Annotated in this window: 16 protein-coding genes; 10 read left to right on the top strand and 6 right to left on the bottom strand. The window is 65.5% G+C overall.

Translation table 11 applies throughout. From position 1 onward, the window contains the following. The first annotated feature begins 177 nt into the window (after positions 1-177). On the top strand, positions 178-717 hold the full coding sequence (gene ppa, locus O5M90_RS08025) for an inorganic diphosphatase (RefSeq protein WP_137941702.1): 540 nt from the start codon (positions 178-180) through the stop codon (positions 715-717). A gap of 53 nt (positions 718-770) precedes the next feature. Here ppa and O5M90_RS08020 read toward each other — a convergent pair whose 3' ends face one another. Then, positions 771-1,931, bottom strand: a complete 1,161-nt coding sequence (locus tag O5M90_RS08020; RefSeq protein WP_269840595.1) for a GNAT family N-acetyltransferase — start codon at positions 1,929-1,931, stop codon at positions 771-773. A 58-nt stretch (positions 1,932-1,989) separates the two neighbouring features. Between O5M90_RS08020 and O5M90_RS08015 the strand changes: the two genes are divergently transcribed. Together O5M90_RS08015 and O5M90_RS08010 are read left to right on the top strand one after the other, a co-directional pair. Beyond that, on the top strand, positions 1,990-4,032 hold the full coding sequence (locus tag O5M90_RS08015; RefSeq protein WP_269840594.1) for an NAD(+) synthase: 2,043 nt from the start codon (positions 1,990-1,992) through the stop codon (positions 4,030-4,032). Positions 4,033-4,087: 55 nt separating this feature from the next. Then, a complete protein-coding gene (locus tag O5M90_RS08010) occupies positions 4,088-4,426 on the top strand; it encodes a P-II family nitrogen regulator (RefSeq protein WP_102769755.1) in 339 nt (112 codons plus the stop codon). A 27-nt stretch (positions 4,427-4,453) separates the two neighbouring features. Here the strand turns inward: O5M90_RS08010 and O5M90_RS08005 are convergent, their stop codons facing one another. The 4 genes from O5M90_RS08005 to O5M90_RS07990 all read right to left on the bottom strand — a co-directional run bounded on the left by O5M90_RS08005 (position 4,454) and on the right by O5M90_RS07990 (position 6,889). Next, entirely contained in the window at positions 4,454-4,972 is a 519-nt protein-coding gene (locus tag O5M90_RS08005; RefSeq protein WP_269840592.1) for an RDD family protein, read from the bottom strand. A 7-nt stretch (positions 4,973-4,979) separates the two neighbouring features. Next, positions 4,980-5,756: a DUF3106 domain-containing protein gene (locus O5M90_RS08000; RefSeq protein WP_269840591.1), complete on the bottom strand. Its 777-nt coding sequence runs from the start codon at positions 5,754-5,756 to the stop codon at positions 4,980-4,982. A gap of 75 nt (positions 5,757-5,831) precedes the next feature. Continuing rightward, positions 5,832-6,326 carry a DUF3619 family protein gene (locus O5M90_RS07995; RefSeq protein ID WP_137941707.1) on the bottom strand — a complete coding sequence of 165 codons (495 nt, stop codon included), beginning with the start codon at positions 6,324-6,326 and terminating at the stop codon, positions 5,832-5,834. Continuing rightward, positions 6,323-6,889 (bottom strand): RNA polymerase sigma factor, encoded by a 567-nt coding sequence (locus O5M90_RS07990; protein WP_137941708.1) that lies wholly within the window; start codon positions 6,887-6,889, stop codon positions 6,323-6,325. Before O5M90_RS07990 ends, O5M90_RS07995 begins: the two co-directional genes overlap by 4 nt. Before the next feature lie 255 nt (positions 6,890-7,144). Here O5M90_RS07990 and O5M90_RS07985 point away from each other — a divergent pair, with 255 nt between their 5' ends. The 7 genes from O5M90_RS07985 (at position 7,145) to pbpG (ending at position 16,176) form a co-directional block, all read left to right on the top strand. Beyond that, positions 7,145-8,932 carry an acetolactate synthase 3 catalytic subunit gene (locus O5M90_RS07985; protein WP_440401932.1) on the top strand — a complete coding sequence of 596 codons (1,788 nt, stop codon included), beginning with the start codon at positions 7,145-7,147 and terminating at the stop codon, positions 8,930-8,932. 159 nt (positions 8,933-9,091) lie between these two features. Next, positions 9,092-9,583 (top strand): acetolactate synthase small subunit, encoded by a 492-nt coding sequence (gene ilvN / locus O5M90_RS07980; RefSeq protein WP_137941710.1) that lies wholly within the window; start codon positions 9,092-9,094, stop codon positions 9,581-9,583. A gap of 56 nt (positions 9,584-9,639) precedes the next feature. Beyond that, positions 9,640-10,656, top strand: coding sequence for a ketol-acid reductoisomerase (ilvC, locus tag O5M90_RS07975; RefSeq protein ID WP_137941711.1), 1,017 nt, complete (start codon positions 9,640-9,642; stop codon positions 10,654-10,656). Between the two features lie 83 nt (positions 10,657-10,739). Beyond that, a complete protein-coding gene (gene pssA / locus O5M90_RS07970; RefSeq protein ID WP_262969594.1) occupies positions 10,740-11,588 on the top strand; it encodes a CDP-diacylglycerol--serine O-phosphatidyltransferase in 849 nt (282 codons plus the stop codon). A 193-nt stretch (positions 11,589-11,781) separates the two neighbouring features. Continuing rightward, entirely contained in the window at positions 11,782-13,470 is a 1,689-nt protein-coding gene (gene leuA, locus O5M90_RS07965) for a 2-isopropylmalate synthase (RefSeq protein WP_269840589.1), read from the top strand. Between the two features lie 23 nt (positions 13,471-13,493). Continuing rightward, positions 13,494-15,035, top strand: coding sequence for a 2-isopropylmalate synthase (locus O5M90_RS07960; protein ID WP_269840588.1), 1,542 nt, complete (start codon positions 13,494-13,496; stop codon positions 15,033-15,035). A gap of 157 nt (positions 15,036-15,192) precedes the next feature. Continuing rightward, the gene (gene pbpG, locus O5M90_RS07955) at positions 15,193-16,176 is read left to right on the top strand and encodes a D-alanyl-D-alanine endopeptidase (protein ID WP_332909498.1); all 984 of its coding nucleotides are present in this window, start codon (positions 15,193-15,195) and stop codon (positions 16,174-16,176) included. A 58-nt stretch (positions 16,177-16,234) separates the two neighbouring features. Here pbpG and O5M90_RS07950 read toward each other — a convergent pair whose 3' ends face one another. After that, positions 16,235-17,002: an IclR family transcriptional regulator gene (locus tag O5M90_RS07950; RefSeq protein ID WP_137941716.1), complete on the bottom strand. Its 768-nt coding sequence runs from the start codon at positions 17,000-17,002 to the stop codon at positions 16,235-16,237. Positions 17,003-17,026: the final 24 nt, after the last annotated feature.

Genomic DNA, 17,026 nt, shown 5'->3' with positions numbered 1-17,026 from the left:
TGAACGCCCGCACACAACGCCAGTCCCGCACGCTCGAACAGGTCGGTCGGCGCATGCTAAGGGAGCGGCCCGCCCCGGCGATTGAGCGTTTACCAGTGGGTGGGTCGCCGACACCGGTGTCAGGCGCTGGCAAGGCCTGCCGCTAGAATTCGGGTTTCCCCTGGCGTTTCAAAAATCATGAGCCTGCACAACGTGACCCCCGGCGCCAAGGCGCCCGAGCAATTCAATGTCGTCATCGAAATCCCGATGAACGCCGACCCGATCAAGTACGAGGTCGACAAGGAAAGCGGCGCGCTGTTCGTCGACCGCTTCATGACGACGGCGATGCACTACCCCTGCAACTACGGCTACATCCCGCGCACGTTGGCCGATGACGGCGATCCGGTCGATGTGCTGGTGATCACGCCGTTCGCGCTGACCCCGGGCGTGGTCGTGACCTGCCGTGCCATCGGCGTGCTGCAGATGGACGATGAAGCCGGCGGCGACGCCAAGCTGCTGGCCGTGCCGATCGACAAGGTGCTGCCGATCTACTCGCATTGGCAAAAGCCCGAGGACATCAACCAGATGCGCCTGAAGGCAATCCAGCATTTCTTCGAGCACTACAAGGACCTGGAGGCCGGCAAGTGGGTCAAGGTCAAGGGCTGGGAAGGCCCGGAGGCCGCCAAGGCCGAGATCGTGTCCGGTCTGGCCAACTATGCCAAGGCCGAGCAGAAGTAAGCAAGACCTGTCCCCGGTCGAAGCAAGCCCCGCCCCGCAAGGCCGGGGCTTTTTTACGCCTTGAAGGGGCGGTGCTCTTCCAGTTCGTTGACATAGCCACGCATGGCCTGACCCTCCCTGGCGAGGAAATCGCCGACCGCGTCGCGGAAATCCGGGTGGGCCAGCCAGTGGCTGGAGCCGGTGGCCACCGGCATCAGCCCGCGGGCCATCTTGTGCTCACCCTGGGCGCCGCCCTCGAAGCTGTGGAAGCCGTTCTCTATGCACCAGGCCAGCGGCTGGTAGTAGCAGGCGTCGAAGTGTAGGCAGGAAATGGTCTCGGTCGCGCCCCAGTAGCGGCCATAGGCATGGCCGCGTTCGGGGTCCAGCGCGATCAGCGATGCCGCCACGCGCTCCTCACCCCGCCGGGCGATGAAGAGCAGCCAGTGCTCGGCCATGGTCTCGGCCATGGCCTGGAAGAAGGGCCGCGTCAGGTAGGGCGTGCTGTGGTGGGCGCGATAGGTCAGCCGGTAACAGTGGTAAAAGAAGTCCCAGTCCTCGGCCTTGATCTGTGCGCCATGCCGGGCCTCGAAGACGATGCCGGCCTCGCGCACCTTGCGCTGCTCCTGCTGGACCTTCTTGCGCTTGTCGCGCTGCATCGTGGCCAGGAACTCCTCGAACGAGCCATAGGGCAGGGGTTCGCGGTTGCGCCAATGGAACTGCACGCCGCTGCGCGCCATCCAGCCCCGCTGCTGCGCCGCGGCCTGGTCTTGCGCGTCGCCGAACAGCAGATGGGCCGAGGACAGGCCCTGCTGCTCGGCCAGCGCCTGCAGGCCGCGCATCAGCAGCGCGCGGGCCTCGTCATCGCGCGCCAGCAGCCGGCTGCCCGGCACCGGCGTGAAGGGCACGGCCACCAGCAGCTTGGGGTAGTAGTCCAGGCCATGGCGGCGGTAGGCATCGGCCCAGGCCCAGTCGAACACATACTCGCCGTAGGAATGACTCTTCAGGTAGGCCGGGCAGGCGGCGATCAGGGTCTGCTCGTCTTGCCAGGCGCTGAGGAAGAGCGGCTGCCAGCCGGTGGCCTCGACGGCCGAACCGGACTCGTGCAGGGCCTGCAGGTATTCGTGCCGCATGAAGGGCGTCGGCCGCGCCGATGCCGCCAGCAAGGCGTTCCAGGCTTCGGGCGCCAGGGCGAGGGGGTTGTCATCGACGCGCAGCGTCGCAGAGGAGGGCTTCATGGATCAACAAATCTTAGGGGCAAGCGCAAGTCCTTCGCTTTGATGGCAGGATTCGTCCATGCGTTTCGACAATCTCTATAACCACGATTTCGCCCGTGTCGCCGTCGGCGTGCCGCTGTGCCGCGTCGCCGATCCGGCTTACAACGGGCAACAGACCGCAGCGCTCTTGATCGAGGCCGCTGCCAGCGGCGCGGCCGTGGCGGCCTTCCCCGAGCTGGGCCTCTCAAGCTACAGCTGCGACGATCTGTTCCACCAGCGGGCCTTGCTGGACGGCTGCGAGGCCGCGCTGGCGGCGGTGCTGAGGGCCTCGGAAGCGCTGCCGACGCTGGCCATCGTCGGCATGCCGCTGCGGGTCGAGCAGCGCCTGTTCAACTGCGCCGTGGTGCTGCAGCGGGGCCGGCTGCTGGGTGTCGTGCCCAAGACCTATCTGCCCAATTACGGCGAGTTCTACGAAGCGCGCCAGTTCAGTGCGGCCGAGGAGGCCACCGTCAGCGAGATTGCGCTGCTGGGCCAGCGTGTGCCTTTCGGCAGCCAGCAGCTGTTCGCCGCCTCCGATCTGCCGCTGCTGCGCGTGCATGTGGAGATTTGCGAAGACGTCTGGACGCCGATCCCGCCGTCCTCCTTCGCGGCGCTGGCCGGCGCGACCGTGCTGGTCAATCTGTCGGCCTCCAACGTCATCGTCGGCAAGGCCAACTACCGCCGGCAACTGGTCGCGCAGCAGTCGGCGCGCTGCCTGGCGGCCTATGTCTACAGCTCGGCCGGGGCCGGCGAATCGAGCACCGATCTGGCCTGGGACGGCCAGGCCCTGATCTACGAGAACGGCGAGGCGCTGGCCGAGTCGGCGCGCTTTCAGCGCCGCTCGCAGCTGATCACGGCCGATGTCGACCTGGAGCGGCTGGCGCGCGAGCGCATGCGCCAGACCAGCTTCGGCCAGTCGGTGCGCAGCCATGCCGCCGCCGTCAAGGCGCATCGCACGATAGAGTTCGACCTGGACATCGAGCGCGAGGCGCCGCTGGCCTTGCAGCGCAAGATCGAGCGCTTTCCCTATGTGCCGGCCGATCGCGGCCGCCGTGACGAGCGCTGCGAGGAGGTCTACAACATCCAGGTGCAGGCCCTGGTGCAGCGGCTGGCGTCCAGCGGCATCGCCAAGCTGGTCATCGGCGTGTCGGGCGGGCTCGACTCCACCCATGCCTTGCTGGTGGCCGCGCGGGCGATGGACCAGTTGGGCCTGCCGCGCAGCCATATCCTGGCCTACACCATGCCCGGCTATGCCACCGGCGAGCGCACCCGCGACCAGGCCTGGCGGCTGATGCGGGCGATCGGCTGCAGCGCGTCCGAGATCGACATCCGACCCAGTTGCGAGCAGATGCTGAAGGACCTGGGCCATCCCTATGCGGACGGCAAGCCGGTCTACGACATCACTTTCGAGAACGTGCAGGCCGGCGAGCGAACCAACCACCTGTTCCGCCTGGCCAACCACCAGGGCGCGCTGGTGCTGGGCACCGGCGATCTGAGCGAGCTCGCCTTGGGGTGGTGCACCTATGGCGTGGGCGACCATATGTCGCACTACAACGTCAACGCCAGCGTGCCCAAGACCTTGATCAAGTACCTGGTGCGCTGGGTGGCCGAGACCGGTCAGCTGGGCGGCGCCGACCACCAGGTCTTGCTGGACATTTTGGACACCGAGATCAGCCCCGAGCTGGTCCCCGCAGGCGGCGAGGGTCAGGTCTTGCAGAGCACCGAGGCCATGATCGGGCCCTACGAGCTGCAGGACTTCCACCTGTTCTACACGCTGCGGCATGGCTATGCGCCGAGCAAGATCGCCTTCCTGGCGCGCCATGCCTGGGGCTCGCGCGAGCGCGGCGCCTGGCCGGACGAGGCCCATGTGCAGCGCAACGAGTACACGCTGGCCGAGATCAAGCGGGTGTTGCGCATCTTTGTGCAGCGCTTCTTCAAGGGCAGCCAGTTCAAGCGCAGCTGTGTGCCCAACGCGCCCAAGGTCGGCAGCGGCGGTTCGCTGTCGCCGCGGGGCGATTGGCGTGCGCCCAGTGATTCGGAGTCGGCGATCTGGCTGGCCGATCTCGATCGCATCCCCGATTAGGCCCCGGGTTCGTGCTTAAATCACAAACAGTTCAAATCCCCTCGGAGCCCTCGCCATGAAGCAAATCACCGCCATCATCAAGCCCTTCAAGCTGGACGAAGTCCGTGAGTCGCTGGCCGAAGTCGGCGCCTCGGGTCTGACGGTGACCGAGGTCAAGGGTTTCGGTCGCCAGAAAGGTCATACCGAGCTTTACCGCGGCGCCGAGTACGTGGTCGACTTCCTACCCAAGGTCAAGGTCGAGGTGGTGGTCAAGGACGAGGACGTCGAGCGCTGCATCGATGCGATCCTGAAGGCCGCCAAGACCGGCAAGATCGGCGACGGCAAGATCTTCGTGACCCCGGTCGAGCAGGTGGTGCGCATCCGCACTGGCGAGACTGACGAAGCGGCCGTCTGAGCGCAGCGGCCCCGCCGCCCCGTCAGCTCAGCGCTTGACCGGGCGCTGAGTGATCAGCCGGGTGCCGCAGATTGCGTCATGGAGGAATTGGCGCTGCGGATGCAGCCAGGCCAGCGCCGCGTACGCGAGCACACCGGCGAACAGGCTGCCGAAGATCGCACCCAGGCCATGCAGGCCCAAGAGCCAGACGCTCAGCAGCGCCGGCAGAAACCACAGCCAGCTGAGCACATAGCGCGCCAGCGCGCGCCGCTGACCGAGCGGGCGCTGCTGGCTGTCGACAACGCGGATATGCCAGGCCTTCATCGCCACCGTCTGGCCTCCGTGCGACCAGAACCAGACGAAGTAGATCCCCAGCACGATGAACAAAAAGGCCTGCAGCCCGTGCTGGCCCTGCATCGCATGGCGCTGTTGAGTCAGGGTTGAATACAGATAGCCCGAGATGAAGACCACGCCGAACAGCAGCACGCCTTCGTAAATGAAGCAGGCCAGGCGGCGGGCCACGCCAGGGGCGGCGTCGCCGGCTGCGCCGCGAGAAGATTCAGTCATCGGTGGATCAATTGTTATCTGAGGCGCGTGGCCGGGCCGGCTTGGGCAGCAAGGTGGCGCTGTCGACCAGGCTGGCATCGAAGCCGGGCTTGACCCGGCCTGTCGGGCGCTGAGCGCCCTTGCCCTGGTTGATCAGCACAGTGCTGGCGCCGGGCTTGGCCTGCAGCAGCGTCGGGCCCAGCGGCAGCTCGGGCTGGTTCTTGGGCAGCACAGGGACCATCAGCGGCTGTGCGGTGGGCGGCGCCGGCGCCTTGGTGGCGGGGCGCGCGCCCGGCTTGCTGCCGCTGGTCGGCTGGCTCAGCTTCTGGGCGGCCTTGTCGGCCAGCTCCTGGCGGCGCTCGGTGGGCAGGGCCTGGTAGGCCTCCCATTTGGCCTGCCTCTCATCGGCCTTGAGTTCGCGCGCGGCGCGAAAACCGAGGCGGGCCTGCTGGCGCTCGGCCGGGCTCAGCTTGGCCCAGCTGCTGATGCGCTCCTGCACGCGCAGCTGCTCATCGGCCGGCAGGCTGGGGTAGCGGGCCGCCAGTTCCAGCCATTTGCCCTTGCGGGACGGGTCCATCTCGCTCCACTCGCCCTCCAGCGCCGCGAGCAGATGCTGCTGGCTGGGGTTCAGTGTCTGCCACTGGGCGCCGGAATCGGCGGCGGCTGGTTTTTTGACCGGCAGCGCTGCGGAGGCTCCGACAGCCGGCTCAGACGGCGGCGCCGTCTCCGTACCGGTCGGCGGCGGCATTGGCGATTGGGCCTGGGCCGAGGCGATCAGCACGGCGGCGCCGAGGGCCCGCAGCATGGAACGGGCGAGAGGAGGAGCGAGGGAAAGGGCTGAGCGCAGCGCCGGGGCAGGACATGTCATGCGGCCGGCTCGTTACTTCTGCTCGCGCGCTTGTTGTTGCTGCTGCTCGGGCGGCTGCTGGGCCTGCTCCTCGTCGCTGAGGTACTCCCGGAAGCCCGGATCGCCATAGGCGGCCGGCGGCAACTGGTCGGAGAGCAGGGCGGCATCCACTTCGGCGGCGGCGGTGATCTGCTGGTACCACTGGCTGTGCTGGATCAGCAGCAGGCCCAGGACCAGCAGCAGCAGCGGCAGCAAGGAGGCCAGCTTGAGCCAGCGACCGCCGCCGGGACCGCGCAAGGCCAGACTCGCGCCGCCTTGCTGCACCGCCTCGGTGGCGAGCTGCGGCTGCGCGGCGCGGGCGCTGCGCGCCTTCAGCAAGGCCTGCTCGCGGGCGAAGCGCAGGCGCTCGCTGACGTCTTGCGACAGCTGCTCACCCTGTTCGGTCAAGCCTGCGGCGACGCGCAGGCCAAAGCGTGACACGAGGGTGTCCTGCTCCTGTGCGAGATGCGAACGCTGAGGCTTGTTCATAGTGTGATTCCCTTGGCCTTCAATGATTTTGCAAGCGAATGGACGGCCCGGGAGCAATGCGTCTTGACACTGCCCTCCGAACACCCCATCACGGATGCGGTCTCCGCCACATCCAGCTCTTCCCAGTAACGCAGCAGGAAGGCTTCGCGTTGACGCGTTGGCAACTCCGAGACTTCCTTGTCGATCGCCTGCAGGATTTGCTGTCTCGACACCTCGTCTGCCGCGCTCAGCGCCCCGAGGGCACCGTCGCGGGTTTCGAGCGATTCCAGCAGGTCGAAGTCGCCATCGGCATCCGCAGACTCGAAGTCTGACATGTTCTGCATCACGGCGCGTCGCACCTTTTGCCGGCGGAACCAGTCCATCGTCGCATTCGACAAGATGCGCTGGAACAACAGCGGCAGCTCCGCCGCCGGGCGGTCGAAGTATTTTTCGGCCAGGCGAATCATGGCGTCCTGCACGATGTCCAGGGCGGCATCGTCATCGCGCACCATATAGGCGCTGCGTTTGAACGCCCTTTTTTCGACGCTGCGGAGGAATTCGTTGAGTTCTTTGTCGGTGGCCAAAAGTTTGGCGGGCGAGCCCTGAGCTGGCGAAAACGCCGCGAATTATTGCATTAGGCCCGTCAGTCTCCGTCGAAATGGCGAATAAGCGGCGAGTCCGTGCATAATGCTGCTTCGCACAAGAGCTGAATTTGGTCTTTAGCTGGCCGCCCGACTGGGGCGCCACCTTTTTGATCGCGCAGGCTCCACATCCGCCTCACGAGGGCGCGAGAAGGAGCACCAATGGTTTTTCGTCAGAGAAATTCACAGAGGTTCGAAATGGACATGTCTAGCGCGGAAGTCAAGCGTGCCACCGCGGCACAACTGCATTCCCCCCCTTCTTCCCCCGCGTCTTCGGAGCTGAACGGCTCGGAGATCCTCGTTCGCTGCCTGCAGGCCGAAGGTGTCAAATACCTTTGGGGCTACCCGGGCGGCGCAGTGCTGTACATCTACGACGCACTGTACAAACAAGACACCATCCAGCATGTGCTGGTGCGCCATGAGCAGGCAGCGGTCCATGCGGCCGACGGCTATGCCCGCGCCACCGGCGATGTCGGCGTGGCCCTGGTGACCTCGGGCCCCGGCGTCACCAATGCGATCACCGGCATCGCGACCGCCTATATGGACTCGATCCCGATGGTGATCGTGACGGGTCAGGTGCCGACACCGGCCATCGGCCTGGATGCCTTCCAGGAATGCGACACCGTCGGCATCACCCGCCCCATCGTCAAGCACAACTTCCTGGTCAAGGATGTGCGCGATCTGGCGATGACGATGAAAAAGGCCTTCCACATCGCCCGTACCGGCCGGCCCGGCCCGGTGGTGGTGGACATCCCCAAGGATGTGTCGCTGTACAAGACGCACTTCGCCTATCCGCAGCACGTGGAGATGCGCAGCTACAACCCGGTGCGCAAGGGGCATTCCGGCCAGATCCGCAAGGCGGTGCAGCTGCTCTTGCAGGCCAAGCGCCCCTATATCTACACCGGCGGCGGCGTGGTGCTGGGCGAGGCCTCGGCCGAGCTGCGCGAGCTGGTGAACCTGCTGGGCTATCCCTGCACCAACACCCTGATGGGTCTGGGGGCGATGCCGGCCAGCGACCCGCGCTTCCTGGGCATGCTGGGCATGCACGGCACTTACGAGGCGAATATGACGATGCAGAACTGCGATGTTCTGCTGGCAGTCGGCGCCCGCTTCGATGACCGCGTGATCGGCAACCCGCAGCACTTCGGCTCGGTCGAGCGCAAGATCATCCATGTGGACATCGACCCCTCGTCGATCTCCAAGCGGGTGAGGGTGGACATTCCCATCGTCGGCGACGTCAAGGACGTGCTGCAGGAGCTGATCCATCAGCTCAAGGAAGCCCAGGCCAGGCCCGACAGCCAGGCGCTGAACAGCTGGTGGAGCCAGATCAACGAGTGGCGTGGTCGCGACTGCCTGGCCTATGACAAGGACAGCGCCGTCATCAAGCCGCAGATGGTGGTCGAGACGCTGTGGAACCTGACCCGCGGCCGCGACACCTATGTGACCTCGGACGTCGGCCAGCACCAGATGTGGGCCGCGCAGTTCTACGGCTTCGAAGAGCCGCGCCGCTGGATCAACTCCGGCGGCCTGGGCACGATGGGCGTGGGCCTGCCCTATGCGATGGGTATCAAGCTGGCCAAGCCGGAGTCGGATGTGTTTTGCATCACCGGCGAAGGCTCGATCCAGATGTGCATCCAGGAGCTGTCGACCTGCAAGCAGTACAACACGCCGGTCAAGGTTGTCTCGCTGAACAACCGCTACCTGGGCATGGTGCGGCAGTGGCAGGAGCTGGACTACGGCAAGCGCTACTCGCACAGCTATATGGAAGCGCTGCCTGACTTCGTCAAGTTGGCCGAGGCCTATGGCCATGTCGGCCTGCTGGTGGAGAAGCCCGGCGATGTCGAGGGCGCGCTGCGCGAGGCGATGCGCCTGAAGGATCGCACCGTGTTCCTGGACATCCGCACCGATCCGACCGAGAACGTCTGGCCCATGGTCAAGGCGGGCAAGGGCATCTCGGAAATGCTGCTGGGGTCCGAAGACCTCTGAGTTTCGGCAAGCCAGGCCGGGGCCGCTGCGTTACCGCGCGGGGCCGAAAGCCTGGTCGACGAATCCCAAGGCCCGGACCGACTCCCTTTCAATCGAAGAGCGTGGCCAAGAGCCGTCGGTTACCGCCGCCGGCTTGAAGAGCGCGAAGGACGAGACTCTATGAAACACATCATTGCACTGCTCATCGAGAACGAGCCGGGCGCGCTGTCGCGCGTCGTTGCGCTGTTCTCGGCCCGCGGCTACAACATCGAGAGCCTGACGGTGGCGCCCACCGAGGACCCCTCGCTGTCGCGAATGACCATCGTCACGACCGGCTCGGACGAGGTGATCGAGCAGATCACCAAGCACCTGAACCGGCTGATCGAGGTGGTCAAGGTGGTTGACCTGACCGAAGGCAACTTCACCGAACGCGAACTGATGCTGATCAAGGTGCGCGCGGTCGGCAAGGAGCGCGAGGAGATGAAGCGCACCGCCGACATCTTCCGCGGCCGTGTCATCGACGTCACCGAGAAGACCTACACGATAGAACTGACCGGCACGGCCTCCAAGCTCGACGCCTTCATCGGCGCGCTGGACCGCGGCTCCATCCTGGAGACGGTGCGCACCGGCACCAGCGGCATCGGCCGCGGCGAGCGCATCCTGCGCGTCTGAGTTTCTAGATTTTCCCCACCCAACAACACCCGACCCGTTTTTTCCTGGAGCACGACATGAACGTTTATTACGACAAGGACGCCGACCTGAGCCTGATCAAGGGCAAGAACGTCACCATCATCGGCTACGGCTCACAAGGCCATGCCCATGCGCAAAACCTGAACGACAGCGGCGTCAAGGTCACCGTCGGTCTGCGCCGCGGCGGCGCGTCCTGGGCCAAGGCCGAGAACGCCGGCCTGAAGGTCGCCGAGATCGCCGATGCGGTCAAGGCTGCCGACGTCGTGATGATTCTGCTGCCCGACGAGCAGATCGCCGAGGTCTACAAGCGCGAAGTCGAGCCCCATATCAAGCAAGGCGCCTCGCTGGCCTTCGCCCACGGTTTCAACGTCCATTACGGCCAGGTGACGCCGCGTGCCGATCTGGACGTCTGGATGGTCGCCCCCAAGGCCCCCGGCCACACAGTGCGCGGCACCTACACCCAAGGCGGCGGCGTGCCCCACCTGATCGCCGTCTATGCCGACAAGACCGGCAAGGCCCGTGATCTGGCGTTGAGCTACGCCTCGGCCAACGGTGGCGGCAAGGCCGGCATCATCGAGACCAACTTCCGCGAAGAGACCGAGACCGATCTGTTCGGCGAGCAGGCCGTGCTGTGCGGCGGTGCCGTCGAGCTGATCAAGGCCGGCTTCGAGACCTTGGTGGAAGCCGGCTATGCGCCCGAGATGGCCTACTTCGAGTGCCTGCACGAGCTCAAGCTGATCGTCGACCTGATCTATGAAGGCGGTATCGCCAACATGAACTACTCGATCTCGAACAATGCCGAGTACGGCGAGTACGTGACCGGCCCCAAGGTCGTCACCGAAGCCACCAAGGAAGCGATGCGCCAGTGCCTGAAGGACATCCAGACCGGCGAGTATGCGAAGAGCTTCATCCTTGAGAACAAGGCCGGCGCACCGACCCTGCTGAGCCGCCGTCGCCTGACCTCGGAGCACCAGATCGAGCAGGTTGGCGAGAAGCTGCGCGCGATGATGCCCTGGATCAAGAAGAACCGCCTGGTCGACCAGAGCAAGAACTGATCCGTCAAGCCGGACTTGAAAGCCGCGAAGCCCTCAGGCCTCGCGGCTTTTTCTATGGAGTGCCTGTTGTATCCTCCCGCCCCATGACCGAACCGAACAAGAAGAGCCCGACCGAGCTGCCGGACGAGGACGAGGACACCGTGCCGGCGCCGGTGCGCCCGCGTCGCAAGGGCATTTATGTGCTGCCCAATGCCATCACGCTGGCAGCGCTGTTCTCCGGCTTCTACGCGATCGTGATGTCGATGAATGGCCGCTTCGAGCTGGCCTGCATCGCAATCTTCTGCGCCGCCGTGCTGGACAGCCTGGACGGCCGGGTCGCGCGCATGACCAATGCACAGAGCGCCTTCGGCGAGCAGATGGACAGCCTGTCGGACATGGTCAGCTTCGGCGCAGCACCGGCGCTGATCGTCTATGTCTGGGCCTTCAAGGACATGGGCAAGCTCGGCTGGATCCCGTCCTTTGTCTATATCTCGGGTGCGGCGCTGCGCCTGGCGCGCTTCAACGTCAATATCGGCGTGGTCGACAAACGTTTCTTCCAGGGCCTGCCCAGCCCGGCCGCCGCGGCCATCGTGATCGGCATGATCTGGGCCTTCGATGACTATGGCTTCAAGCAGGTCACCCATCTGCCCTGGGTGGTCTGGACCGCCTTCGGCATGACCTTGTTCGCCGGCTTGTCGATGGTGACCAATGCGCCCTTCTACAGCTTCAAGGTGGTGGGCGCCCGGCGCACCGTGCCCTTCGTGGTGCTGGTCGCGATCGCGCTGGCCATCGTGCTGATCAGCCAGAACCCGCCGCTGGGGCTGTTCGCGATCTTCTGCGCCTATGGCCTGTCGGGCTACGTGATCTATTTCTGGCGCAAGGCCAAGGGCAAGCAGGTCAGCATGATTGCCACATCGACCGACGAGCCCGATGAGCAGGGCCTGCATCGCTGAACTCACGTGCTATATTCATCGCCCATGAAGACCTTGTTCGCGTTCGCGCTGCTACTACTAGGTGAACCTCGGGTTCGCTGATCGCGCACGTCCAAGCGTTTTTGATCTCAACGGCCCGTATGCACCCTGCAGCGGGCCGTTGGTCTTTTCGAGTCTGCAGGTTGCGATCCAGACTCACCAGGAAGCAAGATCCATGTTGAAGCAACCCAACGTCAAGTACCGCGCCTTCGCTGCCATCGGTCTGCGCGACCGGACCTGGCCGGACGCCCAGCTCAGCCGCGCACCGATCTGGCTGAGCACCGATCTGCGCGATGGCAACCAGGCCTTGATCGAGCCGATGGATGCCGAGCGCAAGCTGCGCATGTTCGAGATGCTGGTGCGCATCGGCTTCAAGGAGATCGAGGTCGGTTTCCCCTCGGCCTCGCAGACCGATTTCGACTTCGTGCGCCTGCTGATCGAGCAGAACCTGATCCCTGATGACGTGACCATCCAGGTGCTGACCCAGGCGCGCCAGCCGCTGATTGAGCGCACCTTCGAGTCGCTGCGCGGCGCGCGCCGCGTCATCGTCCATCTCTACAACGCGGTCGCGCCGGTGATGCGCAAGGTCGTCTTGGGCATGGACGAGGACCAGATCGTCGCGCTGGCCGTCACGCACACGCAGATGATCCGCCGCATGGCTGAGGCGCAGCCGGAGACCGAGTTCCGCTTCCAGTACTCGCCCGAGATGTTCTCCGGCACCGAGCTGGCCTTCTCCAAGCGCGTCGTCGATGCGGTGACCGAGGCCTGGGGCGCGACGCCCGAGCGCAAGGTCATCATCAATCTGCCGGCCACCGTCGAGCACTCGACGCCCAATATCTTTGCCGACATGGTCGAGTGGATGCACCGCCATATCGAGCGCCGCGATAGCGTCGTGCTGTCCATCCATCCGCACAACGACCGCGGCACCGGCACGGCCGCGGCCGAGTTCGCGCTGATGGCCGGCGGCGACCGCATCGAGGGCTGCCTGTTCGGCAGCGGCGAGCGCACCGGCAATGTCGACATCGTCAATATCGCGCTGAACCTCTACACCCAGGGCGTCTCGCCCGAGCTGGATTTCTCCGACATCGACGAGGTGCGCCGCTGCGCCGAGCATTGCACCCAGCTGCCGGTGCATCCGCGCCACCCGTATGCCGGCGACCTGGTCTACACCTCGTTCTCGGGCTCGCACCAGGACGCGATCAAGAAGGCCTTCGCCGCCCGCAAGGACGGCGACATCTGGGACATGCCCTATCTGCCGGTCGATCCCAAGGACCTGGGCCGCAGCTATGACGCGGTGATACGCGTCAACAGCCAGTCGGGCAAGGGCGGCATCGCCTATCTGCTGGAGGCCGAGTACGGGGTCGAGCTGCCGCGCCGCCTGCAGATCGAGTTCAGCCAGGTCGTGCAGGCCGTGATGGACGACAGCGGCAAGGAACTCAGCGCCGCCGACATCTGGGGCATCTTCGACCGCGAATACGGCATCAGCGCCGGTGCGGCCCTGCATCCGGCAATCAGCGAGTCGGCCGAGGGCCGGGTCAGCCTGCGCGCCAGCGCCGATCTGCGCGAGCGCCAGCTGCAAGTGCAAGGTGAGGGCAGCGGCCCGATCGACGCCTTCATCAACGGCTTGAACGCCCAGCTGAGCTCCGCCGTGCGCGTGCTCGACTACCACGAGCATTCGATAGGCAGCGGCGCCGACGCCAAGGCCGTGGCCTATCTGGAGCTGCGCATCGGGGACGCGCTGACACTCTTCGGTGTCGGTATCGATGCCAACATCGTCTCGGCCTCGCTGAAGGCCATCAGCTCCGGCCTGCGCCGCGCCGCCGAGCGCGGCCAGCTGCAGTTCGCCACCTCCATCACCGCCTGAACACATCCACCGGGAGCCCGCTCATGAGCCAGCAGCTGATCATTTTCGACACCACCTTGCGCGACGGCGAGCAATCGCCCGGCGCCTCGATGACCAAGGACGAGAAGCTGCGCATCGCGCGCCAGCTGGAGCGGCTCAAGGTCGATGTGATCGAGGCCGGCTTCGCGGCCTCCAGCAATGGTGACTTCGAAGCCGTCAAGGCGATTGCCGACGCGGTGCGCGAGAGCACGATCTGCTCGCTGGCGCGCGCCAATGACCGCGACATCGCGCGCGCGGCCGAGGCGTTGAAGGGCGCGGCGCGCTCGCGCATCCACACCTTCATCGCCACCAGCGAGCTCCATATGGAGAAGAAGCTGCGCATGACACGCGAGCAGGTGCTGGAGCAGGCCATCCAGGCGGTTCGCTTCGCCCGCAATCTGACCGACGATGTCGAGTTCTCGCCCGAGGACGGCTACCGCTCCGATCCGGAGTTCCTGGCCCGCGTCGTCGAGGCGGTGATCAAGGAAGGCGCGCGCACGATCAACATCCCCGACACGGTCGGCTATGCGATCCCCGAGTTGTACGGGAATTTCATCAAGACCCTGCGCGAGCGCGTGCCCAACGCCGACCAGGCGATCTGGAGCGTGCACTGCCACAACGACCTGGGCATGGCGGTGGCCAACTCGCTGGCCGGCGTGATGATAGGCGGCGCGCGCCAGATCGAATGCACGATCAACGGCCTGGGCGAGCGCGCCGGCAACTGCTCGCTGGAAGAGGTGGTGATGGCGGTCAAGACCCGGCGCGACTACTTCGGCCTGGACGTCGGCATTGACGCGACCCAGATCGTCGCGGCCTCGCGCCTGGTCTCGCAGACCACCGGCTTCGTGGTCCAGCCCAACAAGGCCGTGGTCGGCGCCAATGCCTTCGCCCATGCCTCCGGCATCCACCAGGACGGCGTGCTGAAGGCGCGCGACACCTACGAAATCATGCGGGCTGAAGACGTGGGTTGGAGTGCCAACAAGATCGTGCTGGGCAAGCTCAGCGGCCGCAATGCCTTCAAGCAGCGCCTGCAGGAGCTGGGCATTGCGCTGGAGTCCGAGGCCGAGATCAATGCCGCTTTCGTGCGCTTCAAGGACCTGGCCGACCGCAAGAACGAGATCTTCGACGAGGACATCATCGCGCTGGTGATGGACGAGTCGGTCACCGCCGAGCAGGAGCATTACCGCCTGCTGGCCCTGTCCCAGCACTCGGAAACCGGCGAGCGCCCCCATGCCAAGGTCGCTTTTGCGGCCGGCGGCGTCGAGCACCATGCCGAGAGCGACGGCAACGGCCCGGTCGACGCCAGCCTGCGTGCCATCGAGTCCAAGGTGCAAAGTGGCGCCGAACTGCTGCTCTATTCGGTCAATGCGATCACCAGCGGCAGCACAGAATCGCAGGGCGAAGTCACGGTGCGTTTGCAGCATGCCGGGCGCGTGGTGAACGGCGTTGGTGCCGACCCCGATATCGTCGTGGCCTCGGCCAAGGCATATTTGAGCGCACTGAACAAGCTGCAAAGCAAGACCGAAAGAGTCGCGGCGCAGGGCTGAACCGGGGCCGGTTGGGAACTAAGTTACGCGATGCTTCACTTTAGGAGGCGCGCATAAGTTTTTGATCTTGCCCGACTTTTTCCTTTGACCTACACTTGCGACGCAAGCATTGGGGGCTGGATTGAAGACTTTTGTGACTTTGTTGTCGAGCGCGGTGATGAGCTGCGCCCTCATGGCCGGCGGATCGCTGCTGCCGGCCCAGCAAGCCCATGCGGCCAGCGCCAGCAAGAGCAGCAGCAAGGCCGGCAAGACGGTGCGCAAGGCCAAGCCCGCCTCCCGCACGCTGCGCGCGCCGCGCAAGGCCGTGATGGCTGCCGCCCCGGCCCGGCCCTCGTTTGGCCAGATCTACGGCCTGCATGCGGTCGAAGACCCGCTCGATCTGAAGTCCAGCGTGGCCCTGGTGATGGACCAGGAGACCAACGAGGTGCTGCTGTCCAAGAATTCCCAGGCGGTGTTGCCGATCGCGTCCATCACCAAGCTGATGACGGCCCTGGTCGTCGTCGAGGCCAAGCAGCCGCTCGACGAGATGCTGACCGTCACCGACGAAGACATCGACACCGAGAAGGGCACCCGCTCGCGTCTGGCGATCGGCACCACCTTGAGCCGCAGCGAGATGCTGCATCTGGCGCTGATGTCGTCCGAGAACCGCGCCGCCAATGCGCTGGGTCGCCACTATCCCGGCGGCCTGAAGGCCTTTGTCACGGCGATGAACCAGAAGGCTCAGGCCCTGGGCATGAGCGACACCCATTACGTCGAGCCCACCGGCCTGTCCAGCCGCAATCAGAGCAGCGCCAAGGATCTGGCCGCGCTGGTGCGGGTGGCGCATGAGTTCCCGCTGCTGCGCGAGCTGTCGACCTCCAAGGAGCATCTGGTGACCCTGGGCCGTCGCCAGGTGGCTTTCCACAGCACCAACGGCCTGGTGCGCAGCGGTTCCTGGGATATCGGCCTGCAGAAGACCGGCTTCATCAACGAGGCCGGTCGCTGCCTGGTGATGCAGGTGCAGATGGCCGGCCGCAAGCTGATCCTGGTGTTCCTGGACTCGGCCGGCAAGTACTCGCGTATCGGCGATGCCGAGCGGGTGCGCAAATGGATCAGCGCCAATCCCGAAGTCAGCGCCGCGCTGCCGGGCATCTCGGGCTGAACTGAGCCCATCAGTACAAAAGCGCGCCACTGGCGCGCTTTTTTGATTGGGCGCTGGGTCAGCCGCGATAGCCCAGCGCCTGCGAGATCTGGGCGGCGGTCTCGCGCAGCCGCGCCAGCCAGCTCTCCTCCAGCCGGTCCGCCGGCGCCGAGATCGACAGACCGGCGATCAGCTTGCCCTGGTCGTCATAGATGCCGGCGGCCATGCAGCGCACGCCCAGTTCCAGCTCCTCGTCGTCGCGCGCCACGCCGCGCTGGCGCACCAGGGCCATTTCGCGCTCCAGCGCGCCGATCTCGGTCAGGCTGTTCTTGGTGTGGCCGGCCAGGCCGGTGCGGGTCGCGTAGGCGCGCACCCGCTGGGCGTCGTCGCTGGCCAGGAAGAGCTTGCCCACCGAGGTCAGGTGCAGCGGCGCCCGGCCACCGACGGCCCGCACCACCTGCATGCCCGAGCGTTCGCTGTAGGTGCGCTCGATATAGACGATCTCGTCACCCTGGCGCACCGACAGATTGACCGGCTGGTGGGTGAATTTGTGCAGCTCGCGCATAGGCCCCAGCGCCGCATCGCGCACATCCAGCCGCGCCTTGACCAGATTGCCCAGCTCCAGCAAGCGCATGCCCAGCCGATAACTACCGGCCTCGGGCCGGTCGACGAAACGGCCGATTGCCAGGTCGTTGAGAATGCGGTGCGCCGTCGAGGGGTGGAGACCGGTGGTTTCGCTGATCTGCTTCAGTGAAACGGGGTCTTGATGGCTGGCCAGAACGTCCAGCAAGGTAAAGGCGCGTTCCAGGACTTGAACTGCGGGCGTCTGCCCCTCTTTGTTTTTCATGCTTTCATTGTGCGGGATTTTGTG

The organism is Paucibacter sp. M5-1 (genome assembly GCF_027498415.2).
Taxonomy (GTDB): Bacteria; Pseudomonadota; Gammaproteobacteria; order Burkholderiales; family Burkholderiaceae_C; genus Roseateles_E.
This window is presented reverse-complemented; position numbering and strand designations above follow the sequence as displayed.